This is a genomic window from Myceligenerans salitolerans, assembly GCF_017349295.1.
Lineage (GTDB): Bacteria > Actinomycetota > Actinomycetes > Actinomycetales > Cellulomonadaceae > Myceligenerans > Myceligenerans salitolerans.
The window spans coordinates 134020-150721 of the sequence record NZ_JAFMPK010000009.1 but is presented as its reverse complement, the minus strand read 5'-3'; the positions used below and the strand labels follow the sequence as shown (position 1 = coordinate 150721).

Below are 16702 nucleotides of genomic sequence, written 5' to 3'. Positions count from 1 at the left end.
GCTGATACCGCCCCAGATGTCGTCGGTCCTTCGTCGAGCGGACGGTCCTTCGTCGAGCGGTCGGTCCTTCGTCGAGCGGTCGGTCCCCCAAGGAGCCGACCGCATTGACAAGCGACCGACCGCTCGACATCGGACCGACCGCACCCGGCGAGCGAGGGCAGTCTGCGCCGCGGGGGCACCGCTCAGACGCTCTCCGACTTGAGGGGCCGGGAGAGAAGGGCGACACCCAGCTCGTCGATCGGGAGCCTGCCCGAGATCACGCCGACGACGCCCTCCGTGATCGGCATGTCCACACCGTGCGTCCGGGCCAGGTCGAGGACCGACGCCGAGGACTTGACCCCCTCGGCCGTACCACCGGTGGCCACGATCGCCTCGTCCAGGGACATCCCCTGGCCGAGGTGCTTGCCCAGGGTGTGGTTGCGGCTCAGCGGAGACGCGCACGTGGCCACCAGATCCCCCATGCCGGCCAGCCCGGAGAAGGTCTCGGGCCGGGCCCCGAGCGCCATGCCCAGGCGGGTGATCTCCACGAGACCACGGGTGATGAGCGTGGCCGTGGTGTTCCAGCCGAAACCGCGGCCCTGGGCCATGCCCACCGCGAGCGCGATGATGTTCTTCACGGCGCCGCAGAGCTCCACGCCCACCACGTCGTCGTTGGTGTAGGGCCGGAAGTACGGGGCGGAGCACGCGTCGGCGACGAAGCGGGCCGTCGCCTCGTCGGGTGCGGCCACGACGCTGGCGGCGACCTGGCGCTGAGCGATCTCGGGCGCCAGGTTCGGACCGGAGACGACGGCGACGCGGGTGGCCGGGATGTCCAGAGCCTCGGCGACGACCTCGCTCATCCGCTTGTCGGTGGCGAGTTCGACGCCCTTCATCAGGGACACGACCACGGCGTCGGGCTCGACGAGGTCCGTCATCGGCGCCAGCGTGGTGCGCGCCACCTGGGAGGGGATCGCCGCCACGACGATGGCGGCGCCCGCGAGCGCCTCGGCGGCGTCGGTGGTGCCGCGCATCGGCGGCAGCGTGACGCCGGGCAGCCGCTTGGGGTTCGCGTGGTCCTCGGTGACGGAGCGCGCCACCTCGGGGTCGCGGCCCCACAGGACGACGTCGCAGCCGGCGTCGGCCAGCACCATCGCGAAGGCGGTGCCCCAGGCTCCGGAGCCGAGGACGGCGACCCGGGTCGGCTCGCCGCTCACGGGCGCTCCACCGGCGGGTAGTCGGTCCGCTTGGCGTTGTACTCGGGGTGCTTGCGCAGGTCGAAACGGTGCTTCGGCGGCTCCTCGCCACGGATCTCGGCGAGCTGGCCGGTGATGGCGTCCATGACCCGTTCCGTCGCCTCCGCCAGGACGGCGCTGTCGAGCGGCTTGTCGTACAGGTCGGAGAGGTCGACGGGTTCACCGACCGAGATGACGACCTTCTTCCGGGGGAACGGGCTGGGGACGCGGCCGTACCGGGGCAGTGTCCGGTGGGCGCCCCACTGGGCGATCGGGACGACGGGCAGTCTCGAGGCGAGCGCCATGCGCGCCATGCCGGTCTTGGCGACCATGGGCCACAGGTCGGGGTCCCGGGTGAGGGTGCCCTCGGGCAGGATGACGACGGCGGCGCCGTCACCCAGGAGCTTGCCGGCGTCGGCGAGGGACTGCGCGGAGGCCTTGGTGCCGCGGTCCACCGGGATCATGTTCGTCCACTTCAGCGCGAACCCGACCGGTGAGTCGAACAGGGCCCTCTTGGCGAGGATGCGGGGCTCGTACCCGCTGTCGTAGACGAAGTGCGCCAGAGGCAGGGGGTCGATCTCGGTGACGTGGTTGGCCGCCGCGATGAACCCGCCCTTCTTCGGGAAGTTCTCCTGTCCTCGCCAGTCGTACTTCCACAGGCTGAAGCCGAGGTGTCGCACGCAGAAGGCGACGAACCGGTACGCGCGGGTCTGCGGCGGACGGGATGGAGGGCTGGCGTTGGGCACGGCGAAACAATACCTGCCAGGGCTCGTGCGCAGGACCGTGCCCCTGGTCCCGGCACCCGCCCGGTCCCGGCACCCGCCGGGCCCACTGCCTCGAGGGGGCAGGGACCCGGCGGGACGGGTGCCGGTGCGGGTTTCGGCGTCGCTCAGTCGCGGGACACGTCCGCGCCGAGGGCGACGAGCTTGTCCTGGAAGTTCTCGTAGCCCCGGTCGATGAGCCGGATGCCGCGGACGGTCGACTGCCCCTTCGCGGCCAGCGCCGCGATGAGGTGGCTGAACCCGCCGCGCAGGTCCGGCACCTCGATGTCGGCCGCGGCGAGCGGGGTCGGGCCGGAGATCACCGCGGAGTGGTGGAAGTTCCGCGCGCCGAACCGGCACGCGCCGCCACCCAGGCACTCCTTGTAGACCTGGATGGTGGCGCCCATCTTGCGCACCGCCTCGGTGAAGCCGAAACGGTTCTCGTAGACCGTCTCGTGCACGATCGACAGGCCCTTGGCCTGCGTGAGGGCGACGACGAGGGGCTGCTGCCAGTCGGTCATGAAGCCGGGGTGCACGTCGGTCTCGAGCACGATCGACTTCAGGTCTCCGCCCGGGTGCCAGAACCGGATGCCGTCGTCCTGGACGTCGAACCGGCCGCCGACCTTCCGGAACGTGTTGAGGAACGTCATCATCTCCGGCTGGGTCGCGCCCTTGACGGTGATGTCGCCGCCGGTGGCGAGCGCGGCCGAGGCCCACGAGGCCGCCTCGATCCGGTCGGCCAGCGCCGTGTGGGTGTAGCCCTCGAGGCGGTCGACGCCCTCGATGCGGATCACGCGGTCGGTGTCGACCGAGATGATGGCACCCATCTTCTGCAGCACGGCGATGAGGTCCATGATCTCGGGCTCGATCGCGGCGCCGGACAGCTCGGTGACGCCCTCGGCGCGGACCGCCGTGAGCAGCAGCTGCTCCGTGGCGCCGACGCTGGGGTACGGGAGCGAGATCTTGGTGCCCTGCAGGCGGCGGGGCGCGCGCAGGTGGATCCCGTTGGGTCGCTTGTCGACGACGGCGCCGAACTGGCGCAGGATGTCGAGGTGGTAGTCGATCGGCCGGTCGCCGATCCGGCAACCGCCCAGGTCCGGGATGAACGCCTCACCGAGCCGGTGCAGGAGCGGTCCGCAGAACAGGATCGGGATCCGGCTGGCGCCGGCGTGCGCGTCGATGTCGGCGACATGGGCGGACTCGACGTTCGAGGGGTCGAGATCGAGGATTCCCGCGTCGGGGTCGTACTTCACGGCCACGCCGTGCAGCTCCAGGAGCCCGGAGACCACCTTGACGTCCCGGATCTGCGGCACGTTGCGCAGCACGCTCGGGGTCTCGCCCAGCAGTGAGGCGACCATGGACTTCGAGACGAAGTTCTTGGCGCCGCGCACCGTGATGGAACCGTTCAGCGGGTTCCCGCCGTTCACGTAGAGAAGGTCGTTCATGTCCTCGTCGTCGCCTTGTCGTCGATGGGCAGTCGATGGCCGTCCGTCCGGCGGACCCGGCCGGTGCCACGGGACATGATCGTCGCCGGGCCGCGCGCCCCGATGATCCTGCCCCGACGGGCACGAGCGTGCCAACACGCCCCGAGCCGAGAGTATTCACGTTCACTACACCTTCACCCGCCACGCACGGTGGCGCGCGCGGACACGCCGCGCCCGTGGCGTGCGACACGCCGAGCGGTGGCGCGGCAGGGCGCCACCGCAGCGACACGCGGGCCTTCGTGCGAACAACGTTTTTCACCTTTCGCCGCGAGGTGTCCGGAGTGTGATCTATACCACATCACCGACGGTCCCGTCGCCGTCCCGCCCCCGCCGGTGAGCGGATCCGGGTGCGACCGCTGTCGCGGTCCGACCGGTGCGGCGCTCCGCGTGGTTTGAGTTCCGCTGCATGGGCCCCTTAGGTTCTCTTGCCCAGTGCGTCAGGAAGCGTCAGAACGGCGCAGCGCACCGGCCACTCCTCGACGACCCTCACGAGGTGCGGGCCACGTCAGAGGGAGCTTCATGGACAACGTCAATCTCGTGCTCGACACGTTCGCCGAGTACGTCTTCTTCGCCGTTCCGGTGGCGGGTACCGACCTCCGGCTGGTGGTGGTCTGGCTGATCGTCGCCGCCGTGTTCTTCACCGTGTGGCTCGGGTTCCCGAACCTGTGGGGCTTCAAGCACGCCATCGACCTGGTGCGCGGCAAGTTCGACGACAAGCGCGACCCCGGCGAGGTGTCGCACTTCCAGGCGCTGGCCACGGCGCTGTCGGGCACCGTGGGCCTCGGCAACATCGCCGGCGTCGCCATCGCCATCACCATCGGCGGCCCCGGCGCGACGTTCTGGATGATCGTCGCGGGCCTCCTGGGCATGTCGCTCAAGATGGCCGAGTGCACGCTCTCCACCAAGTACCGCCACGTGCACGCCGACGGCACCGTCTCGGGCGGCCCGATGTACGTGATGCGTGACGGCCTGGCGTCGATCCGCCTCGGCGGTCTCGGCAAGGTGCTCGCGGCCCTCTTCGCGGTCTTCGCGATCCTCGGCTCCCTGGGCGGCGGCAACATGTTCCAGTCGAACCAGGCGGCCGCGCAGATCGCCAACGTCGCGGGCAGCGACATCGAGACCCTCGGCCTGTGGGTCGGACTCGGCTTCGCGGTCCTCGTGGGCCTCGTGATCATCGGGGGCATCCGGTCGATCGCCAACGTCACGAGCAAGGTCGTCCCGGCCATGGCCGTCGTGTACCTGGCCGCCTGCCTCGTGGTCATCCTCGGCAACCTCACCGCCGTCCCGGCCGCGTTCGGCCAGATCATCGGGGGCGCGTTCGACCCGGACGGCATCACGGGCGGCATCATCGGCGTGCTCATCATGGGCTTCCAGCGCGCCGCGTTCTCGAACGAGGCCGGCATCGGCTCGGCCGCCATCGCGCACTCCGCGGTGAAGACCGACGAGCCTGCCAGCGAGGGTTTCGTGGCCCTGCTCGAGCCGTTCATCGACACCGTCGTGATCTGCACGATGACCGCGCTCACCATCGTCATCACGGGCGTCTGGACCACCGGCGGGGACGACGGCGTCGCGCTCACGTCGGCGGCCTTCAAGTCGGTCCTGCCCTGGTTCCCGTACGTGCTCGCGATCTGCGTGGTCCTCTTCGCGTTCTCGACGATGCTCTCGTGGTCCTACTACGGCGCGAAGGCCACCGGCTACCTCTTCGGTGACAACCGCCACGCGGAGAACGTCTACAAGGTGCTGTTCTGCGTCTTCACCGTGGTGGGCGCGCTCGGTGCGAGCGACTCCGTGCTCGGCTTCTCCGACGCGGCCATCTTCGCCATGGCCGTGCCGAACATCCTGTGCCTGTACCTGCTCTCCGGCGACCTGCGCCGCGAGATCAAGGGCTACTGGTCGCGCGTCGTCAAGGGCGAGGGCGCCCCGGACGACGACGCCGAGCACCAGGTGGCGCGCGTCTGAGCACGCCGCCCCCGGGGCCGGGGCCGACCGCGCCCGGGGCGGCCCCGGGCAGCTCGGGCGGCTCCGGGCAGCCCGGGCCGCCCCGACCGGGCGTGGTCAGCCGGGCGCCGGCGAGGAGGTATCGCGGGCACGGGTCGTGCCACGGACGATCAGGCTCACGTCCCCGACCACGTGCTCCGGCCCTGCCTCCCGGTCCTCCAGCTGGCGCCGCAGCAGGCGCAGGGCCTCGGCCACCATCACGGGGTGGCCGGGGTCGATCGTCGTCAGGCCCGGCACGAGGTGCTCGGAGATGCCAAGGTTGTCGAACCCGGCGAGCTGGACGTCGTCCGGCACCCGCAGCCCGGCGTCGTGCAGGCCCGCGAGGGCACCGATCGCGACCTCGTCGGTCACGGCGAACATGCCGTCGACCTCCAGTCCGCCGTCGATCGCCGTGGCGACCGCCGCGCGCGCCTCGGCGATCGAGTACGTGGTCAGCGGGATGACGAGCCCCGGGTCGTGAGGGAGGCCGGCCTGCTCCAGCGCCTGGGACCAGCCTTGCGCACGACAGGTCGCCATCTCGGGGTGCGGCGCGGACAGCTTCCCGCCCAGCACCGCGATCCGGTGGGCTCCGCAGCGGATCAGGTGCTCGGTGGCGAGCCGTGAGCCGACGACGTTCCCCATCCGGACGCGGTGATAGCGATCGGGTACGGCCTGCTCGCCCAGGAGGACGATCGGCACGTCGGGATGGATGCGCTCGAGATCGGCCATGTCGAGCCCGACGGCGCTCAGCAGCACGCCGTCGTACTGCTGGAGCCTGGCGAGCGAGAGCGCCGACAGCTCCCGTTCCCGGCTGGCACCCGACTGCTCGACGACCAGATGCATGCCCTCCGGCGCCAGGGCCTCCGAGATCCGTGACGCGAGCTCGCCGTAGTAGTGCAGGTCGAACTGGGGCACGATGAGGCCGATCGTGCCCGTCCGGCCGGACCTCAGCCGGCGTGCGGTCAGGTTGATCTCGTACCCGAGCTCCTCGACGACCTCGAGTACCCGCAGCCGCGTGTCGGCACCCACGTTGGACCGCCCGTTGAGCACGTTCGACACGGTCATCACCGACACCCCGGCCGCGCGCGCCACCTCGCTCATCGTGACCATTCGTCTTCTCCCCACGACGGGTCACTCTGCCAGCCCGGCAACCGCATCGCGCACCCGCCCCACCTCAGGTCACGAAACGGTGACGATCTAAGGCCCGCTGCTTGACGCGGCGCACCGGTGGTGGTCGACTCCTGCCGAAGATTTAACGATAAATCTTGCGTACACCGTAGTTCGCGATGACGGCAGCGACGCCGTCGTACCGGAAGGCGACATGACCACCACAGCCATCATCGACCTGGACCTGCCGGGCCCGGTCGTCTCACGTCACGTGTACGGACACTTCGCCGAGCACCTGGGCCGCTGCGTCTACGGCGGGTTCTGGGTGGGCGAGGACGCGGACGTGCCGCACGTCCGGGGCATCCGGCGCGACGTCGTGGAGGCGCTGCGCGCCCTGCGGATCCCCAACCTGCGCTGGCCCGGCGGCTGCTTCGGCGACACGTACCACTGGCGAGACGGCGTCGGGCCGCGGGACCAGCGCCCGCGGATCGTCAACAGCCACTGGGGCGACGTCGTGGAGGACAACTCGTTCGGCACGCACGAGTTCCTCGACCTGTGCGAGCTGCTCGGCGCGGAACCCTACGTGTCGGGCAACGTCGGGTCCGGCTCCGTGCGGGAGATGTCGGAGTGGGTCGAGTACCTCACCCGGGCCGACGACTCCCCCATGGCGGCGCTGCGCCGGGCGAACGGCCGGGACGAGCCGTGGCGCGTGCCGTTCTGGGGCATCGGCAACGAGACCTGGGGCTGCGGCGGCAACATGCGGGCCGAGCAGTACGCCTCCCTGGCCCGCCACTACTCGACGTTCGTGCGCGACCAGGGCGACAACTCCGTCTACCGCATCGCCGTAGGCCCTCACGACGACCAGTACGACTGGACCGAGACCATGATGCGGTCGTTCGACGACCTGGCCGCCGACCCCGCGGCTCCGGCGGGCCCGTTCCAGGCGTTGTCGCTGCACTACTACACGATGACCGGCTCCTGGGCGGACAAGGGCGACGCGACCCGCTTCACCGAGGACGAGTGGTACGTCGCGCTGTCCCGCGCCTCGCGGATGGAGGAGTTCCTCACCCGGCACGCCACGGTCATGGACCGCTACGACCCGTACCGCAAGGTCGGCCTCGTGGTGGACGAGTGGGGCACCTGGTGGAACGTCGAGCCGGGAACCAACCCGGGGTTCCTGTACCAGCAGAACACCCTGCGCGACGCCCTCGTCGCGAGCACCCACCTCGACGCGTTCCACCGGCACGCCGACCGCGTCGTCATGGCGAACATCGCGCAGACGGTCAACGTGCTCCAGGCGATGCTCCTCACCGACCCGGACTCCGGCGCGCTCGTCCGCACGCCCACTTACCACGTGTTCGAGATGAACACCGGCCACCACGACGCCGCGTCGCTGGACGTCCACCTGCGCGACGTCCCGACGCGGGAGGCGGACGGTCGCACCCTGCCCCTGCTCTCCGTCACGGCGTCCACCAGGGACGACGACGCGCTCGTCTCGCTGAGCAACCTGGACGCGAGCGAGCCCCGCGAGGTGGTGCTGGACCTGCGGGGCCGCACCGCGCGCCCCGGGCGCGCACGGATCCTCACCGCGCCCGCGCTCCAGTCGCACAACACGCCCGACGCCCCGTCCGCCGTCGCGCCCAGCACGTTCGACGGCGTCCACGAGCACCCCCGCGGCCTGCGTGTGCAGCTACCGCCGCACTCCTACGCCACCGTCGAGTTCCGGCTCACCTAACGCACCGCAGGCAGGCATCCCGAGGCCGCCGGCGCACGGAACCGGTGCCTCCACCCGCCTCGCCTCCCCCCCCCCCCGAGACCGACGGGCGCGCCCCGTCCCGCCGCAGTCCGGCACCGACGCCGGAACGCGGCCGACCGAAGGAGAACGTCAACGATGACCGGAAGAAACCGCCGCGGGGCGTACGCCGCCTCCGCCTGCGCCCTGGCGGGAGCCCTTACGCTGTCCGCCTGCTCCGGGGGCACGTCCCCCGACGGCACGACGGTCGAGGAGGGTGAGCCGTACACCCTGACCGTCTGGACCAACTACACGACCGGCCCGGGCCAGGACTGGTTCGAGGAGGTCGCCGCCCAGTTCGAGGCGGAGCACGAGAACATCACCGTCGAGGCTCAGCACGTGCAGAACGAGGAGCTCGACGGAAAGCTCCAGACCGCGCTGAACTCGGGCGACGCGCCCGACGTCTTCCTGCAGCGCGGCGGCGGGAAGATGAAGGACATGGCCGCCGCGGGCCAGCTCCTCGACCTCACGGGCACCGCCGTGGACGCCCCCGAGATGCGCGAGAAGCTCGGCGAGGCGTCGTTCGAGGCACTCAGCATCGACGGCCGGCTGCTGGCCGCTCCGCAGCTGATCCAGCCCGGCGGCATCTGGTACAGCAAGGACCTGTTCGCCGAGGCGGGGATCACCGAGCTGCCCGAGACGGTCGAGGACCTGGAGGACGCGATCGGCAGGCTCCAGGACGCCGGGATCACCCCGATCGCCCTGGGCGGCAAGGACGCGTGGCCCGCCGCGCACTGGTACTACTTCTTCGCCCTGCGTGAGTGCTCCGCGCAGACGCTGGAGGCGACGAACGAGTCCCTCGACTTCTCCCACGAGTGCTACGAGCGGGCGGCCCAGGACGTCACCGACCTGGCGGCGCTGGAGCCGTTCAACGAGGGCTTCCTGACCACCTCCGCCCAGCAGGGCGCCAGCAGCTCGGCCGGCCTGCTCGCCAACCACGAGGCGGCCATGGAACTGATGGGAGCGTGGCAGCCGGGCGTGGTCATGAACCTCACGCCCGACCAGGAGCCGCTGGAGGACCTGGGCTGGTTCCCGTTCCCGCAGGTGCCGTCCGGCGAGGGCGACGCCGAGGCGGTCATGGGCGGGCAGGGCGGGTTCTCCTGCTCCGCGTCCGCGCCCAAGGAGCTGTGCGGCGAGTTCCTCGCGCTCATGAACTCCGAGAAGCACCAGGAGGGCTTCTACGAGGCCTTCGGCACCATCCCGCTGCACGACGACGCGAAGGACGTGGTGACCAACGAGTACGACGAGCAGATGCTCGACGCCCTCGCCGAGGCCAGCTACGTGTCGGACTTCCTGGACACGAACTACGGCCAGCAGGTCGGCACGGCCCTCAACCAGGCCGTGGTGGAGCTGCTCACGGGAGGCACGGACCCCGCCGGGTTCGTCTCCGCCGTCTCCGACGCCGCCGCCCGGAGCTGAGGCGGCCTCCATGAGCACGCCCGAGCACGTGAGATCCGACGTGCCGGCGGGTCCGCCCGCGGCCGGGGACGGCACCGGTCCGGTACCGTCCCCGGCCCGCGGGCCGGTTCGCGCGGCGGCCGCACGGACGGCCCGCCGTCGTCCGGTCCCGTGGCGGCGGTGGCTGGAGATCCTCCTGCTCGCCGGCCCCGGGACCGCCGTCTTCGTCACGTTCGTGATCCTGCCCGTCCTCATGGCCGGGTACTACGGCTTCTTCCGCTGGAGCGGCTACGGCCCCCCGACGGAGTTCGTCGGCCTGCGCAACTACCAGCTCATCCTCACCGACACCGCGTTCCTGGAAGCCCTGTGGCACAACGCGTTCATCCTCGTGATGTCCCTGGTGATGCAGGGGCCCGTGGCCATCGGTATCGCCCTGCTCCTGAACCGGAGGATGCGCGGACGCTCGCTCATCCGCGTGCTGATCTTCGTGCCGTACGTGCTGTCGGAGGTCATCGTCGCCATCGGCTTCAGCCTCATGCTGCACACCGCGGGCGCCGTCAACGACGTCCTGGACCAGGCCGGGCTCGGCGCGCTGCGCCAGGACTGGCTCGCCGACCCCGACGTCGCGATCTGGTCGCTCATGCTCATCCTGGTCTGGAAGTACATCGGTTTCGCGGTCATCCTCATGCTCGCGGGCCTGCAGGGGGTGCCCGACGAGCTGCGGGAGGCGGCGGCGATCGACGGCGCGTCGTACTGGAAGACGCAGTGGTACATCACGCTGCCGCTGCTCGGCCCGACCATCCGGATCTGGGCCTTCCTGTCGATCATCGGCTCGCTGCAGGTGTTCGACCTCGTGTACGTCATCTGGGGCCAGTACGTGGCCGACACCGCCGGGACCTCGACGATGGCGACCTACATGGTCGCCAACGGCCGCATCTCCGGCGCCTACGGCTACGGCAGCGCCGTCGCCGTGGTCATCTTCCTCATCTCGCTCGCGGTCGCGCTGGTGTACCAGCGCTACCTGCTGCGCCGCGACACCGAAGGCGCCCTGACAGGAGGTGCGGCATGACGTCCGCCGCCATGACAACCCGGCGCCGTCCCCGCCACGACTCCGTCGACGGCGGGGGAAGCCTGGCCGCCTACCTGGTGGCGTTCGCACTGGTCGGTGTGTGCCTCGCGCCCGCCGTCTACGTCGTCCTGGGCGGGTTCCGCACGAACTCGCAGATCATCCAGTCACCGGCCGGCCTGCCCGACCCGTGGGAGGTCGGGAACTACCTCTCCGTGCTGACCGGCGGCCTGTTCTGGCAGCAGCTCGCCAACTCGCTCGTCGCCGCCGTGGGGACCACGCTCGGCGTCGTCGTGCTCGGCCTCATGACCAGCTACGTGATCGCGCGCTACCCGTTCCGGGCCAAGCACGCGATGTACTCGCTGTTCGCCGCGGGGCTCATGTTCCCCATCACGGTGGCGATCACGCCGCTGTACATCCTGGTCCGTGACCTGGGGCTGACGAACACGCTCGCGGGCATCATCGTGCCGCAGATCGCGTTCGCGCTGCCGACCACCGTGATCATCCTGGTGCCGTTCCTCCGGGCCATCCCGCGGGAGCTGGAGGAGGCGGCGTTCATCGACGGCGCCTCGCGGCTCGGGTTCTTCACCCGGATGGTCGTGCCGCTCTCGCTCCCCGGGGTCATCACCGTGGGGATCCTGGCCTTCGTCGCGAGCTGGAACAGCTACCTGCTGCCGCTCTTCCTGCTCAACGACCCGGCCCTGTACACGCTTCCGCTGGGCGTCCAGGCGTTCGCGTCCCAGTACTCGGTCGACACCGCCCGGGTGCTCGCGTTCGTCTCGTTGTCGATGGTCCCGGCGCTGATCTTCTTCTCCGCGTTCGAACGCCGCATCGTCGGCGGCCTGACCGGAGCAGTGAAGGGATGACCATGAGCACGAGGTCCGGCCGCAGGCCCGGCGACGGCGCGTCGTCGTCCACCACCCTGCTGATCGACGGCGCGGAGCCCGCCGAGCGCCCGCTGCGGCACATCTGGAACGAGTGCGTCGGGGCGGGCCGCGCGTACGAGGCGCTCCGGGCGGACTGGCAGGAGCACTTCCGCGAGGCGGTCGACGTCCTCGGCGCCCGCTACGTCCGTTTCCACGGCGTGTTCCACGACGACATGTTCGTCTACCGGACGACGAACGGAGGCGGCTTCGGCCCCGGCGAGCCGCTCCCGGAGCCCGTCCACACGTTCTCCTACGTCGACAAGGTGTTCGACGCCGTCCTGGACGCCGGGGCGCGGCCGTTCGTCGAACTGGGCTTCATGCCACGCGAGCTCGCCCGGGACACCGAGACGGTCTTCTGGTGGAAGGCGCACGGCAGCCCGCCCGCCGACCTCGACCGGTGGGTGGAACTCGTGACCGCCACGGTGCGGCACTGGATCGACCGGTACGGCGCCGAGGAGGTGCGCCGCTGGCCGTTCGAGGTGTGGAACGAGCCGAACCTGGTGCCCCACTTCTGGACGGGCACCCGCACCGAGTACTTCGAGCTGTACGGGGCGACGGCGCGGGCGATCAAGGCGATCGATCCCCTGCTCCAGGTCGGCGGGCCGTCCACCAGTGTGTTCGTGCCCGACGACCGGTACCGGGGCGAGACCGAGGACCGTACGCAGGAGTACGCGACGGCCGCGGCGCAGGACGTCGACGCGCTGGTCTGGCGTCCGGTGTGGATCGAGGAGTTCCTCGCCTGGTGCGCGGCCCGTGACGTCCCCGTCGACTTCGTGACGACCCACCTGTACCCGACCGACTACGCCTTCGGCGCCGACGGCGAGGGGCACGCCATCAGCCGGCACGCCGACGCCACGCCCGACGACCTCGTCACCCTCCACGAGGTCGTCGCCCGCAGCGCGTTCCCGAGGGCGGCGATCCACATCACCGAGTGGTCGACCTCCCCGTCGAGCCGCGACGCGATCCATGACACCGTGTACGCCGCGGCCTACGTCGCGCGCACCTACCTGCGGTGCGCCGAGCTCGCCGACTCGATCTCCTACTGGACGTTCACGGACGTGTTCGAGGAGGGCGGTGCCGGCATCGGGCCGTTCCACGGAGGGTTCGGCCTCGTCAACGAGCAGGGCATCCACAAGCCGACCTTCCACGCGATGGCGATGCTCGCCCGTCTCGGGGACCGGCTCCTGCTATCGACCCCGCACGGCGTGCTCACCCGTTCCGGGGCCACCGGACGGCTGGCGGGGCTCTTCGTCAACTATCCCGAGGGGATGGGCCGCGCGTCCGTCGGCTCACGGGACACCTATGCCGCGACCCGGCCGCTGGCCGACGTCGGACCCGCCCGCCGGATCCGCCACCGCGTCGAGGGGCTGGCGCCGGGCAGCCGCTTCCAGGTCGAGATCCTCGACCTGGAGCACGGGAACGTGGCGGAGACGTGGCACCGGCTCGGCGAGCCGCTCAACCTGTCCCGGGAGGAGACCGCCCGGCTCCGGGTCGAGGCCGATGCCCTGCGGCGCGAGGTCGTGACGGCGTCGTCCTCCGGGATGCTCGAGCTCGACGTCGAGCTCCCCGCCTGGGCGCTGATGTCCGTCGTGGAGGGCAGCCCCGCGCCCGCCTGACGGCGCCCGGGCCCCGCCGACGACGGCCCGGGAAGCGCCGGCCCGGGAAGCGCCGGCCACGCCGTCCTGCGTGGTGCCGACAACGCCATTTCGGCGAGCACGTCGTTCTGGGGCGGTGGGAGCGTGACCACACCACCGATATGGCGTGGTCGGCCGTCGGCTCGGGATCGTGCTCGGCCGACCCTGTCGGAGGCCGCCCGCATTCCCTAGACTACCTGCGACGATGGTCGGCGATCGAGCGGAGTGCCATGGAGGCCGTACCGGTGGCGGTGGGCAGCGCGACCCTGTACCTGGAGCCGTCGGACGTGGCGGTCGAGCGGGTCGTCCCCGGCCTGCTCGGCGACGACTACGACGGCACGGTCGAGAGCGGGAACCTGCCCGAGCAGGTGGCCGACGGCTACGAGCAGCTCAAGGTCGTGCTCACGGAAATCATGCGCGACATCTCGGGCACGCTGGCGCAGCAGGTCAAGGAGCAGGGAACGGGCGCGCCCCGGTCGCTCGAACTGGAGATGTCGCTGAAGTTCTCGGCGTCCGCGAACGTGTGGGTCGTCGCCGCGAGCGGCGAGAGCGGTATCGCGGCCCGGTTGACGTGGGATTTCACGGACTGAGCGTGGACGTCCGGGAGAAGCTGGAGCAGGCGACGTGCGAGGTGCTCGACGTCGACGGCGTCCTCGGCGAGCCGGGACGGTCACTCGGCACGGCGTGGCTCGTCTCGCACCAGGGACACCTGATCACCGCCGGCCACGTGGTGGTGGACCTGTACGAGGCGGCCGTCGTGAAGGCCGCGGTCGACGAGACCGCGGAACCGGTGGCGCACGTGAGGTTCCCCGCCAGGCCCGGTGAGAAGCCGGCGGCCGAACCGGCCGTGTTCGTGATGCCGCCGATCCGGGACCGGTCCGCCGACATCGACGTCGCCGTCCTGCGGCTGAGCGCCGGAACGGACCGCAACGCACTGCCGACCGTCATGGTCGACGACGCCGAGGGAACCGTCCGGGTCACCGGGTACGGCTCGAACACGCCGGGCCGTCAACAGTCCGGACGTGGCGTGCTGACGGGGCACAGCGTCAAGGGCGCGCGGTCCGACCAGTGGCTGTTCCAGTACGAGACCACGTCCCTGACCCACACCGGGTTCAGCGGTTCCGCGGTCTGGAGCACCACACACAACGCGGTGATCGGCTTCCAGATCAGCTACGTCGCGGGACGCGACCGCCGCGAGCCCGCGTCGGCGCTGGCGATGCCGCTGATCCGGGTCGTGGACTACTGGGCCGACCTGCGCGGCTTCACCGTCGCCGCGCAGCGGCGGACCTGTGTCCTGATCGAGCCCCGCGAGCGCACCCCCGGGCTGCGGGACGACGTCGTACGGCCGGTCGTCGACGCCCTCGGCATGGACCTGTACACCTCTCGTGACGGCGCGACGAACGCCGAGGACTACCGCCGTCTCGAACTGGCGGACGCGGTCGTCGCCGACGTCACCGGCGACGACTCGAACGTCGTCTACGAACTGGCCGTGGCGCAGGCGCTCGGCGTACCGGACGTGGTGGTGGCCGACGCCGCCCTGCCGGACCCCGATCGCGGCATGTTCCAGGTCCAGCTGCTCGACCTGGCCGACACCGAGACCGCCCGCACCCAGCTGCTCGGCCGCCTGGAGGCGGTCCGGTCGACGTTCGGCGGTATCGGTGACGGCGACACGCGCAATCCGCTGAGAAGCTTCTTCCACACCCCGCTGACGCAGATCTCCGCCGCCGACGCGCTGTCCCGCGGCTACCTGAGGAACTTCGTGCGGCCCGTGTCCGAGATCCTGCGCCGCGTCCGCCAGCGCCCGGGCGAGGCCGAGGTGGTCGTGGACGGCAAGCGCCTGCGGCGCTCCCAGCTGGCGGGGATCACGCTGACCGTCGTGCTGCCCGACCGGCTGTCCTGGGCGCGCGACGAGTTCATCACCCGCGACATCGCGGCACAGGTGGTCGACGTCTCCATCAACGACGGCCTCTCCCGCCCCCGGACGATGAAGGCCCGGCGGCCGCGCAGGAACCAGCCGGTGGTCCTCTACGACGTGTTCCCCACGACGATGAACGTCATGAGCGACTCGATCGCCGAGCGCGTCGGGCACCTCGCAGGCAGTCCCGAGGACCAGCGGACCGCGGGCGAGGAGCTCGAGCGGAAGGAGATCGACCGTTTCCACCTCCGGCTGCTCGACCTCGTCCGCAACGACATGGACCGGCACGCGGGCGAGCTGATGCGCACGGTGGTGCACGTGGCCCGTGCGAGCGCGGTGTTCCCGGACCTGTACGGCTGAGCCCCGCCCACGGTGCCGTGATACCGCACGCGCCATGCTCCGTCACACCCGGACCAGCAAGGCGCGCGGGCGCAGCCCGATCCTGGCGGCCGTGATCGCGCCGAAGCTGTCACCGTCGAGCTCGATGTTCTGCGGCGAGTCGAACCGTGCGGCGAGACGCTCACCTTGCACGTACTCCATGGCGCGGAGTCGCGGCGCCGCCCGCAGCACCACCCGGCCTCGGCGTGAGCGCTTGAGGATACCGCCGACGGTAAGTCTCGACCCGACCCGTAACCACTGCCAGAACCCCTTGGGGCGCAGGAGGACGACATCGAGCAGACCGTCGTCGACCTCCGCGTCAGGGAGAAGCAGCATTCCGGCGGTGAGCGTCCCGCAGTTGCCGACGATCACGGTGTGCGCCTGGATCGAACGCTCCGGGCTACCGTCCACGCGGTAGTGCATGGAGAACCGCTTGTTGCCCAGGACCGACCTGCCGATGGGGTCGGCATAGGCGAGCCAGCCGATCCTGCGCTTCAGCATGCTGTTCGTACCGGTCGCCATGCTCGCGTCCAGCCCGATGCCCGTCATCACGAGAAACAGGTGCGTGGCCACCGATCCATCCTCACGTTCGAGTTCGGCGACACCGACGTCGATGGTGCGGTCCGACCCGGCGAACGCCGTACGCACCGACGCCTCGAGCCCGGTCAGGAGCCCGAGATCACGGGCCAGAAGGTTCCCGGTCCCCGCGGGGACGATCGCCAGCGGTGTCCCGCTCGACTGGACCGCCTCGGCGACCGCGCGGATCGTGCCGTCACCGCCGGCGACGATCACGACCGCCGGCTGGTTCCGCAGTGCGCTCCGCGCCGCCTCCTGTCCCGCGTCGTCGAGAGTTGTCTCGAACCACAGGTGCGGTCGCCAGCCGCGCTTCCGTTCCTCCTGGGCAACGGCCGTACGCAGGCGCGCGGTGTCGATCCGTACCGGATTCACGACGACGGCGGCTCGCGCACTCGACGCGGGGAGAGCGGCGCGCGAGCGCGATCGCCCCCGCCGGTGAGCCGGGCTCATCCGCGTTCTCGTACGCGCTGGGGTCGA

13 protein-coding genes are annotated in these 16702 nt (G+C 70.9%); 8 read left to right on the top strand and 5 right to left on the bottom strand.

What is annotated here, in order from left to right:
- Nucleotides 1-182: 182 nt before the first annotated feature.
- The 3 genes from J0911_RS01080 to murA all read right to left on the bottom strand — a co-directional run bounded on the left by J0911_RS01080 (nt 183) and on the right by murA (nt 3417).
- The gene (locus J0911_RS01080) at nt 183-1193 is read right to left on the bottom strand and encodes an NAD(P)H-dependent glycerol-3-phosphate dehydrogenase (protein WP_207273545.1); all 1011 of its coding nucleotides are present in this window, start codon (nt 1191-1193) and stop codon (nt 183-185) included.
- The gene (locus J0911_RS01075) at nt 1190-1957 is read right to left on the bottom strand and encodes a lysophospholipid acyltransferase family protein (RefSeq protein ID WP_207273544.1); all 768 of its coding nucleotides are present in this window, start codon (nt 1955-1957) and stop codon (nt 1190-1192) included. The genes J0911_RS01080 and J0911_RS01075 overlap by 4 nt, the downstream gene beginning before the upstream one ends.
- Nucleotides 1958-2100: 143 nt before the next feature.
- Nucleotides 2101-3417 (bottom strand): UDP-N-acetylglucosamine 1-carboxyvinyltransferase, encoded by a 1317-nt coding sequence (gene murA, locus J0911_RS01070; RefSeq protein WP_207273543.1) that lies wholly within the window; start codon nt 3415-3417, stop codon nt 2101-2103.
- 558 nt (nt 3418-3975) lie between these two features.
- Between murA and J0911_RS01065 the strand changes: the two genes are divergently transcribed.
- Nucleotides 3976-5415 carry an alanine/glycine:cation symporter family protein gene (locus J0911_RS01065; RefSeq protein ID WP_207273542.1) on the top strand — a complete coding sequence of 480 codons (1440 nt, stop codon included), beginning with the start codon at nt 3976-3978 and terminating at the stop codon, nt 5413-5415.
- Between the two features lie 96 nt (nt 5416-5511).
- On the opposite strand, the gene J0911_RS01060 is transcribed toward J0911_RS01065, so the two are convergent.
- Entirely contained in the window at nt 5512-6543 is a 1032-nt protein-coding gene (locus tag J0911_RS01060; protein ID WP_207273541.1) for a LacI family DNA-binding transcriptional regulator, read from the bottom strand.
- Nucleotides 6544-6754: 211 nt separating this feature from the next.
- Between J0911_RS01060 and J0911_RS01055 the strand changes: the two genes are divergently transcribed.
- The 7 genes from J0911_RS01055 (at nt 6755) to J0911_RS01025 (ending at nt 15631) form a co-directional block, all read left to right on the top strand.
- Entirely contained in the window at nt 6755-8275 is a 1521-nt protein-coding gene (locus J0911_RS01055; RefSeq protein WP_207273540.1) for an alpha-N-arabinofuranosidase, read from the top strand.
- 156 nt (nt 8276-8431) lie between these two features.
- Nucleotides 8432-9751 carry an ABC transporter substrate-binding protein gene (locus J0911_RS01050; RefSeq protein ID WP_207273539.1) on the top strand — a complete coding sequence of 440 codons (1320 nt, stop codon included), beginning with the start codon at nt 8432-8434 and terminating at the stop codon, nt 9749-9751.
- 10 nt (nt 9752-9761) lie between these two features.
- Complete coding sequence (locus tag J0911_RS01045) at nt 9762-10799, top strand: carbohydrate ABC transporter permease (protein ID WP_207273538.1); 1038 nt, start codon at nt 9762-9764, stop codon at nt 10797-10799.
- Entirely contained in the window at nt 10796-11662 is an 867-nt protein-coding gene (locus tag J0911_RS01040) for a carbohydrate ABC transporter permease (protein WP_207273537.1), read from the top strand. Before J0911_RS01045 ends, J0911_RS01040 begins: the two co-directional genes overlap by 4 nt.
- Before the next feature lie 2 nt (nt 11663-11664).
- Nucleotides 11665-13338: a GH39 family glycosyl hydrolase gene (locus J0911_RS01035; RefSeq protein WP_207273536.1), complete on the top strand. Its 1674-nt coding sequence runs from the start codon at nt 11665-11667 to the stop codon at nt 13336-13338.
- 248 nt (nt 13339-13586) lie between these two features.
- Nucleotides 13587-13946: a CU044_2847 family protein gene (locus J0911_RS01030; RefSeq protein ID WP_207273535.1), complete on the top strand. Its 360-nt coding sequence runs from the start codon at nt 13587-13589 to the stop codon at nt 13944-13946.
- Entirely contained in the window at nt 13928-15631 is a 1704-nt protein-coding gene (locus tag J0911_RS01025) for an STING domain-containing protein (protein ID WP_207273534.1), read from the top strand. Before J0911_RS01030 ends, J0911_RS01025 begins: the two co-directional genes overlap by 19 nt.
- 42 nt (nt 15632-15673) lie before the next feature.
- Here J0911_RS01025 and J0911_RS01020 read toward each other — a convergent pair whose 3' ends face one another.
- On the bottom strand, nt 15674-16675 hold the full coding sequence (locus J0911_RS01020; RefSeq protein WP_207273533.1) for a diacylglycerol/lipid kinase family protein: 1002 nt from the start codon (nt 16673-16675) through the stop codon (nt 15674-15676).
- Nucleotides 16676-16702: the final 27 nt, after the last annotated feature.

Excerpts from the sequence above, each read along its gene's own strand:
- J0911_RS01020 (WP_207273533.1), bottom strand. The coding sequence starts at position 16,675 with ATGAGCCCGGCTCACCGGCGGGGGCGATCGCGCTCGCGCGCCGCTCTC.
- J0911_RS01050 (WP_207273539.1), top strand. The coding sequence starts at position 8,432 with ATGACCGGAAGAAACCGCCGCGGGGCGTACGCCGCCTCCGCCTGCGCC.
- J0911_RS01045 (WP_207273538.1), top strand. The coding sequence starts at position 9,762 with ATGAGCACGCCCGAGCACGTGAGATCCGACGTGCCGGCGGGTCCGCCC.
- murA (WP_207273543.1), bottom strand. The coding sequence starts at position 3,417 with ATGAACGACCTTCTCTACGTGAACGGCGGGAACCCGCTGAACGGTTCC.
- J0911_RS01040 (WP_207273537.1), top strand. The coding sequence starts at position 10,796 with ATGACGTCCGCCGCCATGACAACCCGGCGCCGTCCCCGCCACGACTCC.
- J0911_RS01055 (WP_207273540.1), top strand. The coding sequence starts at position 6,755 with ATGACCACCACAGCCATCATCGACCTGGACCTGCCGGGCCCGGTCGTC.
- J0911_RS01035 (WP_207273536.1), top strand. The coding sequence starts at position 11,665 with ATGAGCACGAGGTCCGGCCGCAGGCCCGGCGACGGCGCGTCGTCGTCC.
- J0911_RS01060 (WP_207273541.1), bottom strand. The coding sequence starts at position 6,543 with ATGGTCACGATGAGCGAGGTGGCGCGCGCGGCCGGGGTGTCGGTGATG.
- J0911_RS01030 (WP_207273535.1), top strand. The coding sequence starts at position 13,587 with ATGGAGGCCGTACCGGTGGCGGTGGGCAGCGCGACCCTGTACCTGGAG.
- J0911_RS01065 (WP_207273542.1), top strand. The coding sequence starts at position 3,976 with ATGGACAACGTCAATCTCGTGCTCGACACGTTCGCCGAGTACGTCTTC.